Source organism: Pseudoalteromonas prydzensis (assembly GCF_011050055.1).
GTDB lineage: Bacteria > Pseudomonadota > Gammaproteobacteria > Enterobacterales > Alteromonadaceae > Pseudoalteromonas > Pseudoalteromonas prydzensis_A.
Genome location: NZ_DRGM01000056.1, coordinates 1 through 20,714, shown reverse-complemented (window position 1 = coordinate 20,714; position 20,714 = coordinate 1). Strand labels below are relative to the sequence as shown.

Annotated in this window: 18 protein-coding genes; 10 read left to right on the top strand and 8 right to left on the bottom strand. The window is 42.6% G+C overall.

Annotated features, from left to right (window positions below):
* The first annotated feature begins 3 nt into the window (after positions 1 to 3).
* Positions 4 to 633, top strand: a complete 630-nt coding sequence (gene maiA / locus ENH88_RS05305) for a maleylacetoacetate isomerase (protein ID WP_304180435.1) — start codon at positions 4 to 6, stop codon at positions 631 to 633.
* A 7-nt stretch (positions 634 to 640) separates the two neighbouring features.
* On the opposite strand, the gene ENH88_RS05300 is transcribed toward maiA, so the two are convergent.
* Positions 641 to 874 (bottom strand): TIGR02647 family protein, encoded by a 234-nt coding sequence (locus tag ENH88_RS05300; RefSeq protein WP_283709046.1) that lies wholly within the window; start codon positions 872 to 874, stop codon positions 641 to 643.
* Between the two features lie 170 nt (positions 875 to 1,044).
* Between ENH88_RS05300 and ENH88_RS05295 the strand changes: the two genes are divergently transcribed.
* Entirely contained in the window at positions 1,045 to 1,347 is a 303-nt protein-coding gene (locus ENH88_RS05295; protein ID WP_304180433.1) for a DUF1496 domain-containing protein, read from the top strand.
* 71 nt (positions 1,348 to 1,418) lie between these two features.
* Positions 1,419 to 1,685 (top strand): VF530 family protein, encoded by a 267-nt coding sequence (locus ENH88_RS05290; RefSeq protein WP_304180432.1) that lies wholly within the window; start codon positions 1,419 to 1,421, stop codon positions 1,683 to 1,685.
* 42 nt (positions 1,686 to 1,727) lie between these two features.
* Here the strand turns inward: ENH88_RS05290 and ENH88_RS05285 are convergent, their stop codons facing one another.
* Positions 1,728 to 3,353 carry a diacylglycerol kinase family protein gene (locus tag ENH88_RS05285; RefSeq protein ID WP_304180430.1) on the bottom strand — a complete coding sequence of 542 codons (1,626 nt, stop codon included), beginning with the start codon at positions 3,351 to 3,353 and terminating at the stop codon, positions 1,728 to 1,730.
* Between the two features lie 271 nt (positions 3,354 to 3,624).
* Complete coding sequence (locus ENH88_RS05280) at positions 3,625 to 4,626, bottom strand: branched-chain amino acid aminotransferase (RefSeq protein ID WP_304180429.1); 1,002 nt, start codon at positions 4,624 to 4,626, stop codon at positions 3,625 to 3,627.
* Between the two features lie 363 nt (positions 4,627 to 4,989).
* Between ENH88_RS05280 and ENH88_RS05275 the strand changes: the two genes are divergently transcribed.
* From ENH88_RS05275 to ENH88_RS05250, 6 genes are all read left to right on the top strand, one after another.
* Positions 4,990 to 5,529, top strand: a complete 540-nt coding sequence (locus ENH88_RS05275; protein ID WP_064665384.1) for a sigma-70 family RNA polymerase sigma factor — start codon at positions 4,990 to 4,992, stop codon at positions 5,527 to 5,529.
* Complete coding sequence (locus tag ENH88_RS05270) at positions 5,526 to 6,215, top strand: anti-sigma factor (protein ID WP_304180427.1); 690 nt, start codon at positions 5,526 to 5,528, stop codon at positions 6,213 to 6,215. Before ENH88_RS05275 ends, ENH88_RS05270 begins: the two co-directional genes overlap by 4 nt.
* A 174-nt stretch (positions 6,216 to 6,389) precedes the next feature.
* On the top strand, positions 6,390 to 7,982 hold the full coding sequence (locus ENH88_RS05265) for a DUF4331 domain-containing protein (protein WP_304180425.1): 1,593 nt from the start codon (positions 6,390 to 6,392) through the stop codon (positions 7,980 to 7,982).
* An 11-nt stretch (positions 7,983 to 7,993) separates the two neighbouring features.
* A complete protein-coding gene (locus ENH88_RS05260; RefSeq protein WP_304180424.1) occupies positions 7,994 to 8,506 on the top strand; it encodes an Ig-like domain-containing protein in 513 nt (170 codons plus the stop codon).
* 53 nt (positions 8,507 to 8,559) lie between these two features.
* Complete coding sequence (locus ENH88_RS05255; protein WP_304180421.1) at positions 8,560 to 9,567, top strand: tetratricopeptide repeat protein; 1,008 nt, start codon at positions 8,560 to 8,562, stop codon at positions 9,565 to 9,567.
* The gene (locus ENH88_RS05250) at positions 9,564 to 10,688 is read left to right on the top strand and encodes a HupE/UreJ family protein (protein WP_304180420.1); all 1,125 of its coding nucleotides are present in this window, start codon (positions 9,564 to 9,566) and stop codon (positions 10,686 to 10,688) included. Before ENH88_RS05255 ends, ENH88_RS05250 begins: the two co-directional genes overlap by 4 nt.
* Positions 10,689 to 10,723: 35 nt before the next feature.
* On the opposite strand, the gene ENH88_RS05245 is transcribed toward ENH88_RS05250, so the two are convergent.
* The 5 genes from ENH88_RS05245 to ENH88_RS05225 all read right to left on the bottom strand — a co-directional run bounded on the left by ENH88_RS05245 (position 10,724) and on the right by ENH88_RS05225 (position 19,266).
* On the bottom strand, positions 10,724 to 11,350 hold the full coding sequence (locus tag ENH88_RS05245) for a TetR/AcrR family transcriptional regulator (RefSeq protein ID WP_304180418.1): 627 nt from the start codon (positions 11,348 to 11,350) through the stop codon (positions 10,724 to 10,726).
* A 143-nt stretch (positions 11,351 to 11,493) separates the two neighbouring features.
* Entirely contained in the window at positions 11,494 to 12,909 is a 1,416-nt protein-coding gene (locus tag ENH88_RS05240) for an efflux transporter outer membrane subunit (RefSeq protein WP_304180416.1), read from the bottom strand.
* The gene (locus tag ENH88_RS05235; protein ID WP_304180415.1) at positions 12,909 to 16,040 is read right to left on the bottom strand and encodes an efflux RND transporter permease subunit; all 3,132 of its coding nucleotides are present in this window, start codon (positions 16,038 to 16,040) and stop codon (positions 12,909 to 12,911) included. Before ENH88_RS05235 ends, ENH88_RS05240 begins: the two co-directional genes overlap by 1 nt.
* A 12-nt stretch (positions 16,041 to 16,052) precedes the next feature.
* Positions 16,053 to 17,210 (bottom strand): efflux RND transporter periplasmic adaptor subunit, encoded by a 1,158-nt coding sequence (locus tag ENH88_RS05230; protein ID WP_304180413.1) that lies wholly within the window; start codon positions 17,208 to 17,210, stop codon positions 16,053 to 16,055.
* A gap of 355 nt (positions 17,211 to 17,565) precedes the next feature.
* A complete protein-coding gene (locus ENH88_RS05225; RefSeq protein ID WP_304180412.1) occupies positions 17,566 to 19,266 on the bottom strand; it encodes a cyanophycinase in 1,701 nt (566 codons plus the stop codon).
* Between the two features lie 339 nt (positions 19,267 to 19,605).
* On the opposite strand from ENH88_RS05225, the gene ENH88_RS05220 reads away from it, so the two are divergent.
* The coding region (locus tag ENH88_RS05220; protein WP_304180410.1) for a TonB-dependent receptor plug domain-containing protein at positions 19,606 to 20,714 on the top strand (1,109 nt) is incomplete at its 3' end.

Below are 20,714 nucleotides of genomic sequence, written 5' to 3'. Positions count from 1 at the left end.
AGCATGAAACTTTATAGTTATTTTCGTTCATCAGCGGCATATCGGGTGCGTATTGCGCTTAATTTAAAAAATATTCAGCATGAGTTAGTAACTGTTAACTTGCTAAAATCTGAGCAGCAAGCACCTGAATATCTTGCTAAAAACCCACAAGGGTTACTGCCAGCGCTAGAAACCGATAACGGTGTGCTGGCGCAATCTATGGCTATTTTAGAGTACCTTGAAGAAACGTACCCAGATACCCCGCTGTTATTTGGTGATGCGTGGCAAAAAGCCCAGATCCGTAATTTATGTTATGCCATTGCCTGCGATATTCACCCTATTGATAATCTGCGGGTACTGAAGTATTTAAGCAGTGAACTTGGCGCTGACGATGACGCTAAAAATGCTTGGTATCGTCATTGGGTTGAAGTAGGTTTTGAAAAACTTGAACTGTTACTAGACAGTAGCCATCAATATTGCATAGGCGATAAACCGAGTCTTGCCGATGTCTGTTTAGTACCGCAAGTATTTAATGCATATCGCTTTAACGTAGATATGACTGCGTATCCTAAGATAGCAGCCATTTATGAGCGCTGTAACAAGTTGGCTGCATTTATTGATGCTGCACCACAAAACCAACCGGATGCAACCTGATATTCTCTTAGTTACCCAGCGCACTGTGGAGCACGGTTAGGTGCTCTATCAGATCTAAGCCCAGATCTGTTAAATATCCGCCATCTGGGCTATCAATAATACCTTTATCAAATAATCGTTGTGCCGCACTTAATAAGCTTTCATCTGCGTCACTGTGTAGTTTTAGCCCCTGCATTTTGCTAGTTAATGGGAATTTTGCTAACAGTGTAAATTCGTCAATCATCGTTTGGTTAAATTGCATGTGTTCACCTTGTCTTGAAAAATTATTTTTTGTTGATTATTTACCCTAACACATTTTATTGCCAAGTCACCTTAAAACCCCTAAGGGTTGGGAGCAAATGCATTAAATTGCAACTGAAACTAGTTTAGGTATAAGCTTAGTGTAATTATTTTTTTATGCAAAGGCTGCACATGCGAATTTTAAGTATTATAGGTGTTTGTTTTATTTGTTTTATTTACTCTGTAACTAGTTTTAGTAATACGCCAAAAACAACATTGTTACTCAATCCACAACAGGCGATAGATCAACACTCAATTTGTTGGTATGAAGATAAACGCTATAGTGAAGGAGCTATTATTTTGATGGCTAACGTACGGGTGATCTGCACTGCCAAAACCCCAAGCCACAATAATAGTCCGTTGACTTGGCTAATGCTCAATGAGCAAAATGAAATTATTTACCCAAACGTGCCTAAAACAATTCGGGTTAACTAATAGATAGCACATTGGTATCAACGTCCAGTTACGCTACAATAGTGGCGACTTTTATCAAGCAACAGTGAATTATGAATCAGCAAGCAAACAACCCGTTACATGGTATTACCCTTGAACAAATAGTAGTAAAACTCGAGCAAACACTCGGCTGGAGAGCAATGGGTGAGCACGTTGATATTCGCTGTTTTAAATCGGATCCGAGCGTTAAATCAAGCCTTAAGTTTTTACGCAAAACGCCTTGGGCACGTGCTAAGGTCGAGCAGTTATACTTAGATAACTGCGTAGATACACAGCCACAAAACAGCGGTTTTGTATGGCCTAGTATTAAAAAGAAATAACAGTCGTTGCGCGTTATAGCTTATAACGCGCAACAAGCTTAGTTACTCGACCTGCTCCGCACAGATCACCGCCAGTGATTGCGGGGTAATTTCAATGCTCAGTTTATCGGCGCTTTTAACTTCGCCATCAAGCACATACTTTATTTCCTCCGTTGCCGATATTGCAACGCGTCGCGCATTGGTATGATGCGAATTAATAGCAAAGTGTGCTTGAGTGATACTGCTAAAGACCAGCTCAGCAATACTTAATACATTGGTGGATGCATCTTGATTTGGGGTTAGCCAATTAACATCCAATAGACCATCGTAATGATCTGGCTGACCGCCTCCTTGTGCTAATAACGTAGTAAAAGGTGCCGCGTTGGCAATAATTAAACTATTGGTATGTATTTGCTGCGGCTCGTTATCATCTAACTGTACGGTAAAGTCTTGGGCTTTTTGTTCCCCTAAAGCCTGCCAAAACCCTTGTAAATATGCAAACTGACCCAGCTCGTTTTTAGTATCCCGATCTGCTTTTTCAATCATATGTTGTTCAAAGCCAATACCAGCCAACAGCAGCATCAACTCACCATTACAGTATGCTGTATCCATTAGCTTAGTCTGCCCGTCGATAATCAAATCACAAGCTACTTCTACAGGGATCAGTTTAGATTTAATCCCCATTAGTACATGCGCCAACGCATTAGCTGTTCCTAGTGGAATAATACCTAGTTTACAGTCGCTATTGACTAGTACACTAGCTACTTCTGCCACCGTACCATCTCCACCGCATGCGATGACCATATCGGGTTTTTCAGCAATAGCCTGCTTTGCCAACACAATTCCGTTTTGCTCCACTGACGTGCAAAGCACTTTTAAATCATAATAAGTAGATAAACGGGCAATAATTAAATGCTCTTTTTGCTGCCATAACTTGGTTCCAGACACTGGGTTGGCAATTAACACTGCTTTATTTTTAATAAGTAACTCACCTTTGCGGTGACGCCTAACCAAATGACGCAATTGGTGTTTGTTTAAGTTTGCCGTTGCGCGGGTTTCTTTTATTTGTGCAAGCACCTCATGTACATCGGCATTTTTGTCTTGGCTTAATAAATAGGCTGCCATCACAAACACTGAACGCCCACGCCCTAAAGCACAGTGCACCACGACGCGACGATCATTTTTAACATGATGAGCAATCCAGTTAATGGCTTGATTTAATTGCGATGATGTTGGCGCACGATGATCAAGCACAGGAATATTTAAGTAGTTTATATTCTCTTGGGTTGATGACCATTCGAGTCCATCAAATTCACAGGTTACATCTAAAATAGCCGTTATACCGTTGTCTTTTAAACTATCGATATCAGAGGGAAACAAACGACACGCTAAAAACAGGTGCTCATTTATTTGCTGCAGTGGCGGTACTTTATCGCGTTTACGACTCCATGCATTGTACACTTGTGCGCCAAGTAGAAAAGGAATGAATGCCCAGCGGATATAAAATGGAATAACGCCATTTTCTCGTTTGCGGAATATTTTTGCGAGATTAAAAAAGTAGGCGCCACTGACCAACAATAAAGATAACGCAGTCCAGTAAAAGAGTACTGAAAAATAGCTTGGACTAACCTGCCAACCCATAAAAATAAATACAATTGCCAATAATAAATAACTGATTGCTGCCCACATACATATTCCTTTTTGTTGTTCGTTTTAGCAGACAGTAGCTGCAATTTATACGCCACTGACACGGCTTAAGAAAAATTAAATTTCATATATATTTCAGGGTATTAAAATCTTATGCTACTTGTACTGCGATGCTCGCTTTTTTAAAACGGTTATTTTTACACACCAATACACCTAACTTACACAGTTAAAAGTATAGGTTATTAAATAACTTAGGCATAAAAAAACCTAAGTTATAAAACTTAGGTTTTTATTAAAAACATATCGTGTAACTTTACACGTCGATTTTAGTCAACCAACCATGCTTATCTTGTGCTTTACCCCATTGAATATCATTCAACACTTGGCGCAAACGCATAGTTGTTGGGCCTGCTTCACCAGTGCCCACTTTATATTCTTTATCATTGTGAATAAAAGTACCAACAGGGGTTAGTACCGCAGCCGTGCCTGATAAAGCAGCTTCAGTGCCAGGCTTTGCAGCACGCTCAAGTAACTCGGTAACAGTAAAGTTGCGCTCAGAAACCGTCATTCCTAAATCTTTGGCAATCGTTAAAATACTGCTGCGGGTAACGCCGTGTAAAAACGTGCTATCTAGCGCTTTGGTGATGATTTCATTGCCATCGATTAAGATAAAGTTTGCCGCGCCTGTCTCTTGTACATCGCCACCAGGGCAAAATAAGATTTGATCAGCTTTATGTTGTATACGAGCCGCTGTAATAGGTGCTAATGCACTGGCATAATTACCACCACTTTTGATCATACCCATATGTGGGGCGCAGCGCATACCGTCTTCTTCAAGTAATACTCGTAGTGCCGTTGCACCACCTGCAAAATAATCACCTACTGGTGATAATAATACATATAACAGCGAGCTAAGTGAGGGAACGGCCGCTTTACCAATCGCAGCTTCTGTGCCGATATGAGTAGGACGAATATACATAGAGCCCGGTGGTAATGGCGTTTCATCAGCGTATTGACGAACAATATCAATAATCATTTTTTCAAGCATCGGTCCATCGACCTCAGGCAAGCTTAATAAGTGCGAACTTTGCTTCATGCGGGCAATATTTGCATCCATACGGAAAATATAGACAGAACCGTCTTCATGGCGAAATGCTTTTAAACCTTCAAAACACGTACTTGAATAATGCAGAACATGTGCCCCAGCATGCAGCTCAATTTTATCTGAAGGAACAACTGAGCTTTCGCTCCAAGCGTTATCAGTAAAATGAGCTTGAATCATCTGCGGCATAAATACAGTACCGAATGCGGCCATTTAAATCTCTCTTATGTGGTCTATTTTTACCCCATTGTATGACATTCATGCACTGTTTAACCATCACTAAAACAAAGCATTTAGTATGAAAAGGTAATTTTTTTATAGTTTGCTCAAAAAAATAGTCTTTATTGCTGAAATCGCAGTAGCTAACAAGCTAATAAGGGCAAATAGTGAGCAACTTAATAATTTCCCCCAGCCAATGAAAAGTTGATCCTCGTAACTTGCGAAGCCGTATTTAGCTGCTAGGCTAAGTGATGGAAAATAATGAAAATAAAGTTAAGCCCTCATCATTTAGTTGGTTTTTTGCATCCATTTGACGTTATTAAACGTTTACTTAATGAAAAGAATAGTAGGAACTCTATGGAAACGGACGAATTGTTACCTCTGCTTAGCGCAACCGCTCAGGGCAATAAACAGGCATTTGCCAAGTTATATAACGCCACTAGCCCAAAACTATTTGCAATTAGTTTAAAGATGCTAAGTAATCGTGCTCATGCAGAAGAAGCCTTGCAAGATGCATTTGTAAAAATTTGGCATAACGCATCGGAATATCAAGTCACTAAAGGAACTGTGATCAGTTGGATGATCAGCATTGTTCGCTACCGAAGTTTAGACTCATTGCGCTATCACAAGGTGCGCAAAGAGCAAGCATTGGATGATGACTATGCAAGCGCCGACGATCTCACAGATTTACCATTAGAAGTAGATTATGAAGATGGCAGTAAACTCGTTGATTGCATAGAGCAACTAGATGAACAGCAAAAACAAGCGATCCACTTAGCCTATTACAAAGGCTTAACTCACAGTGAGTTAGTTGATCATATTGAGACCCCGCTTGGGACAGTAAAAAGCTGGATCAGACGCGGTTTGCAACAGTTGCAAAGGTGCTTAACGTTATGAATTATGACAACCAAAAACTCATCGATATGTTAGCGGCTGAATATGTACTTGGCACCTTAAAAGGCCCTGCCCGCAAACGCTTTCAACGATTAATGCTCTCGTCTAATCGCGTTAGAGAAGCGACATGGATGTGGGAGCAACATTTAAATGATTTGGCCAGTTCAATCAAGTCCGTGCCACCCGATAGCCATGTATGGGAAACAATCTCGCAACGTATTTCCCCTCAACAGCTCACTGAGCCAAGTAAGGTGCTCACCCCTAAAGCAAGTATTTGGAAAGCGTGGTCGTTAATTGCCACCGCTGCGAGCATTGTGTTAGCACTGATTGTTTGGCAGCCGCAAGCACCTGTTAGTCAACTGACTCAACAAATTGCGCTGTTTAAAGATGCCAGCGAACAGCCGCTGTGGTTTATTGATGTTAACGAACAAGGTTTATCAATAAAAGCCAGCGATAAATTGACCGCCAGAACCGATAAAGACTATGAGTTATGGATGATATTAAAAGGCCAAGATGCACCTATTTCTTTAGGTTTGTTACCAAAAGACGGGGTTAAATCGTTATTAAAAGACGCTCGCTTTAATGCACAAGATATCGCATTACTCGCCGTAAGTTTAGAACCCATTGGTGGCTCGCCAACGGGCTCGCCCACCGAAGTGTTATACACCACTGAGTTGATTTTACTGTAAATAAACCAGTAACCCACCATAAAAAACCAGCTAATGCTGGTTTTTTATTTGATTAAAATCAGCAACATAAAAACAAATACACATTATATTAATATTATTTACTTTTCATTGCATCCAATGGTAACCACTGTGCGTATTAGTAATGACCACTATTTAAAACTAAAGGATACAGTCATGAAAGCTTTAACTGAGTCAATCTTAGCAGTAGTAGTATGTAGTACCTTAGTAAGCGCCGCAACAGAGGCGTCCAGTCACCGTGAAGCACCGAATATCAGCCGCTTCCCAACTTTAGATTCAACCGATTTTTATGCCTTTAATAGTTATGAGCAAGGCCGTGGTGATTATGTCACCTTGATTGCTAACTACATTCCACTGCAAGATGGCTATGGCGGGCCAAACTACTTTGCTATGGACCCTGATGCAACTTACAGCATCCACATCGATAATGATGGTGATGCCGTTGAAGATATTACCTTTGCATTTAACTTCAAAAGTATGCTGCCGAATGATAACCAAGGGGTCGCATTAACCGTAGGGCCAGAAGGTAACCAACGTAGCGTTGCAGTGCCACTGAAAAACGTCGGGGGTGTTGCCGCGGGTAACAATGCGGCGGTTAACTTTAGTGAATCATACACTATGACCATGATCGCCGGTGAGCAGCGCACTGGTAGTAAAACCATGCTGACCAATACCATGACCAGCAGCAATGAATTTCATAAGCCGCTAGATTATATTGGTGATAAAACATTCTCATCAATGGATGGTTACAAAAACTACGCAGCGCAATTTGTCTATCAAGTTGCCATCCCAGGTTGCGACGCGATGGCAAAAGTATTTGTTGGTCAACGTAAAGACCCGTTTGTCGTTAACCTAGGTAAAACCTTTGATTTAGTTAACTATGTACCGGTTGAAGGCGATAGCGCACCAGGCGCCGGTGATGGCGAAGGCTTCCCTGGTGGTATTACCCAAGATGTGGCAAACGATGATCTAGCTGACAAAAACGTGACCGCGATCGCCGTAGAAGTACCTAAAGCCTGTGTAACGGGTGAAGGTAATGGCACTATCGGTACTTGGACTACGGCCAGCTTGCCACAAGCACGCATTTTAAACCCAAATGCTAAATTTGCTAACAACGCTGCTAATGGCGGCGCATTAACCCAAGTGTCTCGCTTAGGTAATCCGCTTGTTAATGAATTAGTTATTGGCTTAAAAGATAAAGATACTTTCTCTACCTCTGCACCTAAGGATGACGGACAATTTATTGACTACGTCACGCACCCATCTTTACCTGAGCTGTTAAACATTTTGTTTAAAGATGCTGTGAACACCACCTTAGGTGCAAACCTTGCTACCTTAGCACCGACTAATTTCCCACGTAATGATTTAGTTACTGCGTTTTTAACGGGCTTCCCCGGGGTAAACCAGTTAGCAACAGTAACCGGCGCCGAAATGCTGCGCCTAAATACTGCCATTGCCGCAAAAGCGCAGGCTGATCAATCTGCCTTTGGTGTGGCTGGTGATGATTTAGCGGGTTTCCCAAATGGTCGTCGCCCTGGTGATGACGTGGTTGATATTGCACTACGTGTAGTGATGGGTCGTTTATGCTACCCAATCCCAGTTAACGGTACCGATACAGATTTAGGTCTATGTGCGACAGATGATGCCAGTGTTGGTAATGTACCGTTTACAGATGGTGCACCACTTAACGCCACTATGATGGATGCCAGCTTCCCTTACTTAGCAACACCGCTTGCTGGGTCTAAATAAGGAGCACACTCATGCAACACTTTAAATTATCACATCTAGGGTTACTGCTTGCTGCGCTTACGCTCAGCGCCTGTAACGATGACGACGATAACAAAGTAACCACGCCACCTGTGGTGAATAAAGCCCCCACAGCGTCTGCTGCTATGGTGACCACACAAACTGAAGTGGCGATTGAAGACATGCTCGAAGGGTCTGATCCAGAAGGCGATAAACTAACGTTTAGCCTAGTGACCGAACCAATGTTAGGGACTGTGGTTGTCAACAGTGATGGCAGCTATACCTACACACCTAACCTTGAAACAACCGGTTCAGACAGCTTTACCTTTGCAGTAAGTGATGGTGTCAACAGTCAAGTAACAGCAATGGTCGATATCACCATTGAAACACTTGAAGTTGATTTTGCACAATTTGGCCGCGCGGCGTTTAACCAAGCCGCCAGCGATAAACCGCTGAGCATCAATGGTCGTACGTTTACCAATGCAGACGAAACTGCCGACTTTGATGATCTGTTAGGCAACAATTAAACCATACTACAGCAAACTTGCAGGCCATGGATGGCCTTTTTAAGGAGAACACCATGACTGGCCGCACTTTTACTTATCTTATATTATTACTCTCATTGAATGCAGCCGCTGAGCCTTTCACCCCAGCAGATAACGACATCATCGCAACAGCACGGGCAACCAACACCGCACAGCTAAACCAAGATGAATTAATGGCCTTACTAAAGCAAAGCCAACAAGTGGGTAAAACAGAGCTACGTCAAGGTCTGCTCAAAAATCAATTACAACAACGCTATGCACAATCTGCAACGCCACAACTTGGCTATATGTACGCACGCGTTTTACAACGCGAGCATCAATTTTCAGAAGCGATGGCAATCACAGAAGCAGTATTAAAACGCGATCCAAACCATATTAACACCCAACTACTGCGAGCGAATATGCTGATGGTACAAGGTGAATTTAAAGCCGCTAAGAAACAGTGCTTGCAACTAATAGGGTTAACAACAATGGATGTTGTTAATACCTGCACACTCGATGTGCTCAGCCAAGACGGACAATTAGCACAAAGTTATCAAAGCTTAAAGAATAGTATTTTGAGCAATAAACAAAACGATGACACTCGCCACGTATTAGCTGAAATGGCACTGAGACTTAATAAACCCGATGCAGCGCTTGGTCATATCCAATCTATACCACTTAGCAATGCACCGGTAAGTCTGGTGGTATTATGGGCTGATATTCATTTAGCACAGGGGAATTATCAAAAAGTTCTCAACACTTTGCCAGCACTGGTCACTGATAAACAAAATTTAGAAGATGCCTTGTTACTGCGCTTAGCAATTGCAGAGCAACACTACAAGGATAACTCGCTGACGCAATGGCAAAATTTAATGGCACAACGAGTGGCACTGCGTGAATTACGCCAAGATCGCTTCCATGCCAGTGACTTAGCGCATTATTATTTAGACATCAACAAACAGCCTGAAAAGGCCCTGTACTGGGCAGAGATCAATTGGCAACAAGCTAAACTTGATGCCGATCAGCAACTACTCACTCGTGCGCAAGGAGCATCACTATGAAGATATTTATTCGTCACTTGCTGTGCGGCGTATGTTTGTTTCTTGTAAGCACCGCACAGGCACATCAATTAAGTACTAGTTATATTACTTTAGATGCAACCAATGACAGCCAATTTACAGGCAGTTGGCAAATTAATGTCACTGATCTAGAACAACAAATAGCGTTTGATTTAAACCAAGATGGCGATATTGCATGGCATGAGATAACCGCAAAACACAGTGCAATCAGCGACTTCGTACTCACTTCTTTAACTGCAAAATCAACAACTGCAAAATCAATCGATGAACAGGCTTGTGCATTCTCTAGCAGCGCGCCCTTACAGCTTGACTCTCACTTTAATCAACCTTATGTGGTGATTGCCTTGCAGTTAGCCTGCCCTACAGCTGCAAGTAATGATGCCCTAACGCTTGCATATACGGCTTTTTTTGAGACCGACGCCAATCACAAAGCAATCGTGACTATCAATCAACAAACCCGTGTTATCAGTAAAGATAATCCAGCACAAACCTTTGATTTTGCGACGAGCAGTTACCTGACAACCTTTAACCAGTATGTGTACCAAGGCGTGCTACATATTTGGCTTGGTTTAGATCATATTTTGTTTTTAATTGCCCTGTTACTAACCTGCGTATTAGTTAGAAAAACCAGTAAATGGCAAGGGATAGAATCTAAAGCCACCATTTTTAAGCACACCGCATGGATAGTCACCGCCTTTACCTTAGCCCATTCAATTACGCTGACAGCAACGGCAATGCAACTGGTCTCGCCTAATAGCCGCTGGGTTGAATTAGGCATCGCCATATCAGTGTTATTTGCAGCACTTAACAATATTTGGCCTTTGGTTATACGCTTGGGTTGGGTAACATTTGCGTTTGGTTTATTGCATGGTATGGGCTTTGCCAGCGTTTTAGGTGAGCTGGGCTTATCGAGTGATTATCAATTACTCAGCGTATTAGCATTTAATTTAGGCGTAGAAATAGGCCAACTGGCTATCTTAGTTGTTGCCCTACCTGTACTTATTTGGGCCAGAAACTATCAGTGGTATCAAAAATGGGTCATGCCCGCAGGCTCACTCGTGATTGCGATAATCGCGGTGCAATGGTCTTTGGAACGAATTTAAATTGTTTAATAATTGGGCTGATAATCAGCCCAATTTTATTTATTACAAGAGAAAGGAACCAAAAGCACCCGCATTGCAGGGCGAAGCGCTAATAACAGCGTTGCTTTATCAACATGTGGATTAAGGGTTTTACGTAAGGTAATCCCATTTATCATTGCAAACATCACTTCGATACGGCTTTCAAGTTCAGTTGCACTAAGATCTTTTATTAAACTACGTTCACTCAATAACAGATTACGCATTTTCTCTCTGGCGTAACAATCTGACTTTCGCAACTGCTCTGCCACTTTGTCGTTGCGCGCCGCTTCTGCAAACATTTCTAAATCAAGTGCCCCTTGGTTTACATCAGTATGATGATCAACTGCATGGTCTAAACCATCGAGTAAAATCGTTACTAAGTCACCGGGTTGATCTTCAAACTCCTGAAAAATAGAGAACATTTTTTCCATATCCTGTTCAATAATCGATTCTATAATAGCTTCTTTACTGGCAAAGTAATTATAAATATGGCCTGCGCTCATCCCTGCGGTCTTTGATATTTCTGCCATTCCTGCACCGTGATAGCCTTTACGACGAAAGCAATCTGCTGCCGCACACAATACTTGATCACGCCGAGCCTGCGCCAATGCAGGATCGGTTTGTCTTTTCGATTTTTCTTTCATGTTTTCCTGCCAGGTAATCGCGAAAAGCGCCGCTTTTCTTTTAACCTAATCATTATCGCTAATTTACATGATCTTAACCACTGACCCTGTGCGTTACAATCAAGAACTTTATAAACTAGCGATAAAATAGCTAACCGCGGGCTTTAGCGGTTATTCACTGTGTTGGCCGGACGCTGCCAACCACCACCAACCGCTTTATACAAATTAATTTGACTGGCAATATAGGCTTGCTTACCACGGATCAACTGCTGCCCTGCACTCACCCAGTTACGTTGTGCATCTAGGACTTGTAAATAGCTATCAGCACCTTTATCAAAACGCGCTTCTGAGAGCGAAAAGGATATTTGGTTGCTGCTGTACAGCTCTTCAAGTGCCTTTAACTGCTGCATATAGCCTTGGCGATCAACCAACGCATCAGAGACTTCCTTAAACGCTTGTTGAATGGTTTGCTGATAGGTTGTCAGTGCAATCTGCTGCTGAGTTTGCGCAACATCTAAGTTAGCTTGATTTCGGCCCATATTAAAAATAGGCAGGTTAATAGAGGGAATAAAACTCCAAGTCCCCGTGCCGCCGGAAAACAAATTATCAAGTTCACTCGAGGCACTCCCGGCATTAGCCGTTAAACTAATGCTTGGGAAAAATGCCGCCTTAGCCACACCAATATTGGCATTCGCCGCTAATAAACGGTATTCAGCAGCTTTAATATCAGGGCGTTGCTCAAGCAATTCTGACGGCAAGCCAACTGGCACCGTTGGAAAGTTTAATACTTCATCTAAACTCTCAGCAGGCAGTAATTGTGTCGTCACCGATTGGCCAACTAATAAATCCAAGGCATTTTTGTCACGTTTTAATAAGCGCTGATAATTCGCAATATCCACTTTCGCGGTCGCAACCGTACTTTGAATTTGCGCAAGGGTTAGCTTTGACGCCGCCCCTAATGCATAGGTTTTTTCGGTGAGCGTTAGAGATTGTTGCTGACTCTTAAGCGTTTCCATTGCCAGGGCTAGTTGCTCTTTATCCGCAGCATAATTGAGCCATGCATTTACCAACTCCGAAATTAAACTAATTTTCACACTGGTTTGTGCTTGCTCTGAGGCATACAAGGTTTGCAGTGCTTGATCAGATTGATTACGAATTTTACCCCATAAATCCAACTCATATGCCGTCATACCAACGGTTGCAGAATAGCTTTGAGTAATTTGGGCATTCCCGGTTGATGATAAATCAGCAGGTACGCGCTGGCGATTGCCCGATGCTGAAAAATCAATTGCAGGATATAACGCAGAATCCTCAATTTGATAAAGCGCACGCACTTGCTGCACATTAAGTGCAGCCAGTTTAATGTCTTTATTATGTTGCAGCGTTAATTCAATTAAGCGTTGCAATTTTTCATTGGCAAAAAACTGCTGCCAGTTTAAATCAGCAATATTGCCTTGCTCGCCCTGCACTGCATAACTATCTGGTACTGGTAATTGGATGTCCTCAAGCACAGGCGCCATTTGGCAAGCACTTAACACCAATACACTTAACGTTGCTAAACTCAGCGTTTTTAATTTCATTACACCTGCTCCTGCTTAGCTTGCGCATGTTTACCAGGGAACACACGTCTTACCAATACAAAAAATAATGGTACAAACACCACCACAATAATTGATGATGCGAGTGTGCCACCAATGACTGAGATACCCAGCGCATTTTGCGCACCAGAACCGGCACTTGAGGCAATAGCCAGTGGTAATACGCCGCAAATAAACGCCATAGATGTCATCATGATAGGACGCAGTCGTAACCGTACTGCAGCAATTGCAGCTTCCACTAAGCCCATACCTTCATCCATTTTGTGGATCGCAAATTCCACAATCAAAATAGCATTTTTAGATGCAAGCCCGATGGTCGTTAATAAGCCCACTTGTAGGTAAATATCATTCGATAAATTAGCGACAAAGGCCGCCATCGCCGCACCAAATACACCTAAAGGTACAATCATCATAACCGCAGCCGGAACAGACCAACTTTCATAAAGCGCCGCTAAACATAAAAACACCACTAGCAACGACAGCGCATATAACAATGGCGCCTGACCGCCGCTTAAACGCTCTTCGTATGAAATACCTGTCCACTCAAAGGCAATACCTGGCGGTAATTGTTTAACCAGTTTTTCCATTTCATCCATGGCTTGGCCGGTACTGTAACCAGGCGCTGCTGAGCCTTGAATTTCCATCGCTGAAAAACCGTTATAACGCTCAAGACGAGGCGAGCCATAAGTCCAATATGACTGAGCAAACGCAGTAAATGGCACCATTTCACCACTGCTGTTACGTACGTACCATTTGTCTAAGTCCTCAGGTGCCATACGTGATTCAGGCGTGCCTTGCAGGTAAACTTTCTTCACTCGACCACGGTCAATAAAGTCATTTACATAGCTACTACCCCACGCTGTAGACAAGGTATTATTGATATCACTTTGTTTCAGGCCGAACGCTTCTGCTTTTGCTAAATCAATATCCAACTCAAGCTCTGGTTTGTCCTCTTGACCATTAGGACGCACACCTGCAAGTACAGGGCTTTGTGCGGCCATACCAAGCAACATATTACGCGCTTCTAATAGTTTATCGTGACCGAGTCCCACCCTGTCTTGTAAAAATAGGGTAAAACCATTAGCAGTACCTAGTTCTACTACCGCAGGTGGTGGGAAGGCAAATACAAAGGCTTCTTTAATCGTTGAGAAGTAACCCATTGCTTTTCCTGCAACGGCACCGACTGATAAATCATCACGTTGGCGTTCATCCCAATGTTTCAAGCCTACAAAGCCAATCGCCGCATTTTGACCCGACCCTGCAAAACTAAAGCCCGTAACACTAAATACTGAGCGTACCGCTTCAGATTGATCTTCGAGGAAATGCTTTTCCATTTTCTCTACAACTTTTAATGTCTGCTCCGTTGTCGCACCGGCTGGTAAACTTACTTGGTTAAATAAGATACCTTGGTCTTCGTCTGGTAAAAATGCAGAAGGCAATTGTGAGAAGATAAAAATCATGCCACCAACAATTAAGCCATAGCACAATAAATAACGTTTACTGTGTTTGATCATGCGACCAACAAAGCTCTGTGCGCCATTATTAGTTTTATCAAAACCACGGTTAAAGCCGATAAAGAAACGACCAAACAATGATTTGTTATTATGTACGTGACTTGGCTTTAACATGGTTGCACACAGCGCCGGTGTTAAAATAAGTGCCACTAACACAGATAAACTCATCGCTGTTACTAAGGTCACTGAGAACTGACGATAAATAACCCCTGTGGAGCCTGCAAAAAACGCCATTGGCACAAATACCGCAGATAGCACCATAGCAATACCGACCAACGCACCTTTGATCTCATCCATTGATTTGCGGGTTGCCTCAAGCGGTGACAGCTTTTCTTCGGTCATTACCCGCTCAACGTTTTCAACCACAACGATGGCGTCATCCACTAATAAGCCGATAGCTAATACCATGGCAAACATAGTTAAGGTATTAATTGAATAGCCCAATACTTGCAGTACAGCAAACGTACCAAGCAAGACCACCGGCACTGCAATGGTCGGAATTAGTGTTGCTCTAAAGTTCTGTAAAAACAGATACATAACTAAAAACACCAGCACAACCGCTTCAATTAATGTACTGACTACTTTTTCAATCGATAAAGAAACGAATGGCGTAGTATCGTAAGGTACAACACTTGCTAAGCCTTCAGGAAAAAACGGTTCTAGTTCCGCTAATGCGGCTTTTACACCTGCAGCAGTATCGAGTGCGTTTGCGCCACTGGCCAGTTTGACCCCTAAGCCTGATGCTGGCTTGCCATTAAAACGTGCCACAACACCGTAGTTTTCACCACCGAGTTCAACTTTAGCAACATCGCCTAAACGTACAACGGAGCCATCGGGGTTGGTTTTTACAAAAATATCTCTAAACTGATCAGGGGTTTGTAATCGGCTTTGCGCCGTCACTGTGGCATTAAGCTGCTGACCAGAAATAGCCGGAAGAGCGCCTAGCTGGCCGGCAGATACTTGCGCATTTTGCGCACTGATTGATGCACTAATATCAGCAGGAGTCAGTTTATATTTTTGCAGCATATTAGGGTCAAGCCAGATACGCATCGCATACTGCGAGCCAAACAGCTGTACTTCACCTACCCCATTTACCCGCGAGACAATATCCTGCACATTGGAAGCAACATAATCACCAATGTCGATGTTATTCATGCTGCCATCTTCAGATACAAAACCCACCACCATTAAAAAGTTACGGGCAGATTTGGCCACCGATACACCTTGACGCTGCACTTCTTGCGGCAACAATGGCGTAGCTAAGGCGAGTTTGTTTTGCACTTGCACCTGTGCAATATCAGGGTCGGTATCCGCATCAAACGTCAGCGTTAATGAAGCTGAGCCGTTTGATTCAGAGGTTGATGACATGTACAACAAGCCATCTAAGCCTTTCATCTTTTGTTCAATAACTTGCGTTACTGTATCTTCTAGTGTGCGTGCAGACGCACCAGGATAGTTTGCTTGAATACTAATTGCTGGCGGCGCAATCGCAGGATACTGAGCAATGGGTAGCCCTTTGATCGCCAGTATACCTGCCAACATAACCACTATGGCCAGTACCCATGCAAAAATAGGCCTGTCGATAAAAAATCGTGACATTAAAATACTCCGTTATTGAGTTTTAGCTGCGGTTTCGGCTGGCACGGCATTAACAGGTGCGCCAGGGGCTATTTTTTGTAAGCCTTCAACAATCAATTGATCGCCATCATTTAAGCCACTTGTCACTAACCAATTAGCACCGACTGTGCGGTCAGTTTTTAATACCCGTGCTTCAACAGTGTTTTCTTTACTCACCACCATCGCCGTAGGCTCGCCTTTGGTGTTACGGCTAACACCACGTTGTGGTGCTAAAATCGCGTTAGTTTTTACGCCTTCCACAATCACCGCTCTCACATACATGCCTGGCAGCAATAGTTTTTCTGGATTTGGAAATTCAGCACGTAACGTTACTGAGCCTGTGCTTGGGTCAACTGTCACTTCAGAAAACTGTAAAGTACCTTTGTGTTGATACACTGAGCCATCTTCCATTTTTAGTTCAACTTCTGAATGGATTGCTAAGTCTTTATCAAGCTCACCGTTGGCTATCGCTTTTTTCAACCGTGTTAATTCACTGCTCGATTGAGTTAAGTCAACATAGATAGGATCAAGCTGGGTGACAGTTGCTAATGTCGTTGCTTGGTTCGCACTAACCAAGGCACCAGCCGTGACATTAGATTTACCAATTTGACCGCTAATAGGCGACAAAACTTTACTGTAATTAAGATTAATTTGCGCCGTTTTCAACTGCGCTTGCGCAGTTAATAAGTCCGCTTGAGCACCTTTATAATTAGCATCTGCTTCGTCATAATCTTGCTGGCTTACTGCTTTTATTGCTAATAACTCTGAATACCGCTCTGACTTAGCTTTGGCATTAGCAATACTCGCTTGTGCTTTAGTGATCGCCGCTCTACTGGTCGCAACTTGCGCTTCAAATGTAGCTGGATCGATTTGGTATAACGCCTGACCTTTTTTAACTTCGGCACCTTGAGTGAATAAACGAGATTGAATAATGCCGTTTACCTGAGGACGAATTTCCGCCACTTGAGACGCGGTTACTCGCCCAGGTAGCTCCTTAGTGAGCGTTAATGATTGGCTTTTTAATGTGATGACGCCAACTGGAGATGGTTGTTGCGCTTGCGCACTCGCCTGCTGAGTTTGATCGCAACCAGATAAAACAACGGCACTTGCTAAAGCGGTAACAGTAAAAAGAACGACGCGAGAACGCTGCATGTTAACTACCCTTAATTTAGAATGAACGATCATTCTAAATTAATTTATTAAACTTGCCAATGCTAATTGAGAATTATTTTGCAAAGATGTTAGGGTATGTAAAGGGCTGTAAAAAGGCTTGACTGCGCGATAAAAATCAGCACAACTCGATAACTAAATAAACGCGTAAATGCAGAATATAAAATATCGCCAGAGGAGGTGTTGAGAGCAGCTATTTTAAGCAAGTGGAATAATCATCGCGCTGCTTAGTATCAGTAGCACGTACACTACAACATCACCGATACTAGCGTAAGAGCTGAGTGAGGTTAGCACGTTAAAATAAGCTGCTTACGACATAAGCAGCTTATCTAAAAGCTTACTGAATCGTTGTAACAGTCACGTTAAGTTGCGTAATTGCACAACCATAACGGCTTGAATTTAATCGCTGGTATTGGGTATTTTTGCTGGCATTTAAAGTCACTATAAACTCATCTTGCTGACCTACCGCTGACTGCTCATTACTTAAACACATTGCTTGGGTTAGAGAGCGTAATTTAGCATCGCTAAGTATGTTATTAAAACGCTGCACCGGCAAAGGCGGCATTTTAATCGCAGGCAAAACGCTGTCTATAGTACGTTGGCTTAATTGGTAGCCTTGGGATGTTACATCTATAATCGCACCGGCTGGCCAAAATGAATAATCAAAACTGTATTTATCTTTGCCCTTATTTAGATGTACTACCCCATGCTTACCTAGTACTGTCACAATCGTACTCTGTTGTGATTTTATGAATACCAAGGCTGTCGTTTCATCAACACCAAAGCCATACTGTTGCCCTGTTTTTGCAAGCAATGTCGCTAAACGCACAGTACGATTTCGCTCACTAAAGTGGGTATCGACTATACCTGCACTAAAGCTGCCCAACCCACCATTAGTTTGATAAGTTAATGCATCTGCGCTTAGCCCTTGGCTACAATCATCTTCACAACGTTCACTCGGTGCAGAAACGGCATGCGCACCATCGCGTAATGCAGCTAAGCTAGTACCATTGGTGATCATCGCAACACTACCAAACTGGTTACTGCCACCACTTTGAATGGCTGTGCCTGCACTTGTACCTACCAATAACGGACGTGTACGTATAGCATCAAACCATGGATACGGCTTGCCCGCATCATCAAATAACACTTTTCGAGTTAAACTTTGGTCGCCACCGTTGAGCATAATGCCTGTTGCAGATTCGATTTTTGCAACTAAATTATCAACACCCGCGTCGCATAATTGTTGCTCTGCTTGAATACGATCAGGGTAGATTTTGTGGCGATTAAACACCTGCATATTTTGCTCACGAAATTGCGCTAGTTTTTCACATTGCCCAGTTGTGATTGCTTGTGCTAATGCCGGCGTTAATGCAAGCCAGGTACTTTCAACACCATCAAAATTCAGTAGGCCTTCGTAAAAGTCAGCCGATTCATAAGGGTCGCGACTCGATGCTGTGATAGCTAATAAGCTCGGCTGTTCACTATTTACTTTAGCGGTTGCGGAAATAAAATTAACTATATCATTGGCAGCCAGTTCATTATTTTGTTTACTTTGCACCGTTTCTTTTATGCGCTGGCCTTTAGCATCTACAACCGCCACTTCCAGCATATCAGTCACAAAGTTATATTCTCGGTCAGTTAAATTATTGAGCGAACGGCTATCTAAATCCCGCCAAGCCCACAGTAAAGAGCCTTTATCGATAAGATCAGGCTGTTGCTTGGCAATTTTTGATAAAACCCGCAAGGTTTCATTGCGATTATTAGTACTATCATCAGGCCATTGGCTTTTTATTTCTCGTAGTGCTTTGCCTGTCAATTGAAATTGATTCGCTTTTTTTCCTATTAATGATGTTTTTTCAATGCAATTTTTAGGACTTAAACTTGAACAAGTCGTCAATGCGCCACCGACTAACAGCAAGGTTTGCTCAGTTTGATTTGCAGATATATTCGCCGAAAAAGCAGCTATTGTCAGTATAAAAGCAGCAAAAAAACCACATTTAGAGCTCTTTGCAAGATGTTCCCGAAAGTTTTCCATAATGTTATACTCATGTAAAAAATGATAAAAAATAGCTTGCAGTAAAACTTTATGCTTGCTATAAAAATAAGGAACTTTTAAATCGCGAGTAAGCTAGCACCCAAATACTAGCTTTGTCAAAAACCTTTTGGATTGGAATTATGTTTAAAAACGCAACATCGCTGTGTACATATTTCTACTCTCCTCACTACCTTTCGGAGTGGTTTGACGAGTAGCCACTACCTCACATTCTCTGTGAGGGGCTAACTGTGTCTATCGATCACGGCCCTGTCTAAATAATCAAAAAATAAGCACTGTACAGTACACCTGTGCTTAAAATAAAGACAAAGGTAAACCCATATGTTTCGTCAATTAACAATTGCAACGGCAATAAGCGCAGTGCTTTGCCCAACTTTTTTGTATGCGCAAGAAAACACTAAAGCTGAAAACATTGAACGAGTAGAAGTCACCGGATCACGTTTAAAAGGCGTCGATCTTGAAGGAACGATCCCATTAACGGTATTAGATCAAGATGCCATCAAACGCTCTGGCGCCAACACGATTCACGAATTACTAAAGGATTTGTCCGTATTCAAAGGTGGTAGCGGCACTTTTTCCACCTCAGAAAGCGGTGGCACGTCAACCTCAACCCCTGCGGGGCAATCTGCTGCAAGCCTTCGTGGCATGGGCCCATCAGCCACATTAACACTGATTAACGGCCGCCGAGTTGCGCCCAGCTCATTTGCTGCTGGCACGGAAAACTTTGTCGATGTGAACTCAATTCCACTGGCAGCTATCGAGCGCATTGATATTCTTGCAACCGGTGCTTCAGCGGTTTACGGTGCAGATGCCGTCGCGGGTGTAATTAACTATATTTTAAAAGATGACTTTGAAGGCGCTGAAGTAAATGCATCCTACGCAAATAGCTTTAACAGTCATGATGAAGGTAAAAAACAACTTAACCTAGTATACGGTACAAACATTGGTGAGAGTAACTTAACGGTTTTTGCCGATATTTTTGACCGTAACGCCTTTAAAGCCACCGATCGTGATTTCACGGCATCATCGCCACTAGTAAATAGTTATTCGTACTTACCAAAACTTGAAAACGCACCGAATATTTATTATTACAGCTCGCGTGATGGGAATGAATTGCCAGCGCCAAATTGCCAAACTGAATTAGTTACAACTGAATTTGGCGAAGACATTTGTGCCTATTACCCAAATCAAGACGATTATCTGGATACGCCATTTGAGAGTCTCTCGACTGGCTTTATGTTCAATAGCAGCTTAGGCGGTCTTGAGTGGCATACTGACTTTTTCTATAGCCAAACAAAGGCAAAAGCGTACTCGTCACCCTCACCGATAAATCAAATTAATGATGAAGATGGCCCTTTCATTTTAGAAGATGCGCTGTTCATTTATGATAATGCAGATGGCAGTAATGATTTGATCGATCAGTTGTATAT

What these genes read in the sequence shown, in the direction of transcription:
- ENH88_RS05240 (WP_304180416.1), bottom strand. Translation starts at nt 12,909, where the DNA reads ATGAAATTAAAAACGCTGAGTTTAGCAACGTTAAGTGTATTGGTGTTA.
- ENH88_RS05230 (WP_304180413.1), bottom strand. Translation starts at nt 17,210, where the DNA reads ATGCAGCGTTCTCGCGTCGTTCTTTTTACTGTTACCGCTTTAGCAAGT.
- ENH88_RS05250 (WP_304180420.1), top strand. Translation starts at nt 9,564, where the DNA reads ATGAAGATATTTATTCGTCACTTGCTGTGCGGCGTATGTTTGTTTCTT.
- ENH88_RS05270 (WP_304180427.1), top strand. Translation starts at nt 5,526, where the DNA reads ATGAATTATGACAACCAAAAACTCATCGATATGTTAGCGGCTGAATAT.
- ENH88_RS05245 (WP_304180418.1), bottom strand. Translation starts at nt 11,350, where the DNA reads ATGAAAGAAAAATCGAAAAGACAAACCGATCCTGCATTGGCGCAGGCT.
- ENH88_RS05260 (WP_304180424.1), top strand. Translation starts at nt 7,994, where the DNA reads ATGCAACACTTTAAATTATCACATCTAGGGTTACTGCTTGCTGCGCTT.
- ENH88_RS05275 (WP_064665384.1), top strand. Translation starts at nt 4,990, where the DNA reads ATGGAAACGGACGAATTGTTACCTCTGCTTAGCGCAACCGCTCAGGGC.
- maiA (WP_304180435.1), top strand. Translation starts at nt 4, where the DNA reads ATGAAACTTTATAGTTATTTTCGTTCATCAGCGGCATATCGGGTGCGT.
- ENH88_RS05280 (WP_304180429.1), bottom strand. Translation starts at nt 4,626, where the DNA reads ATGGCCGCATTCGGTACTGTATTTATGCCGCAGATGATTCAAGCTCAT.
- ENH88_RS05235 (WP_304180415.1), bottom strand. Translation starts at nt 16,040, where the DNA reads ATGTCACGATTTTTTATCGACAGGCCTATTTTTGCATGGGTACTGGCC.
- ENH88_RS05290 (WP_304180432.1), top strand. Translation starts at nt 1,419, where the DNA reads ATGAATCAGCAAGCAAACAACCCGTTACATGGTATTACCCTTGAACAA.
- ENH88_RS05300 (WP_283709046.1), bottom strand. Translation starts at nt 874, where the DNA reads ATGCAATTTAACCAAACGATGATTGACGAATTTACACTGTTAGCAAAA.
- ENH88_RS05295 (WP_304180433.1), top strand. Translation starts at nt 1,045, where the DNA reads ATGCGAATTTTAAGTATTATAGGTGTTTGTTTTATTTGTTTTATTTAC.
- ENH88_RS05225 (WP_304180412.1), bottom strand. Translation starts at nt 19,266, where the DNA reads ATGGAAAACTTTCGGGAACATCTTGCAAAGAGCTCTAAATGTGGTTTT.
- ENH88_RS05255 (WP_304180421.1), top strand. Translation starts at nt 8,560, where the DNA reads ATGACTGGCCGCACTTTTACTTATCTTATATTATTACTCTCATTGAAT.
- ENH88_RS05265 (WP_304180425.1), top strand. Translation starts at nt 6,390, where the DNA reads ATGAAAGCTTTAACTGAGTCAATCTTAGCAGTAGTAGTATGTAGTACC.
- ENH88_RS05285 (WP_304180430.1), bottom strand. Translation starts at nt 3,353, where the DNA reads ATGTGGGCAGCAATCAGTTATTTATTATTGGCAATTGTATTTATTTTT.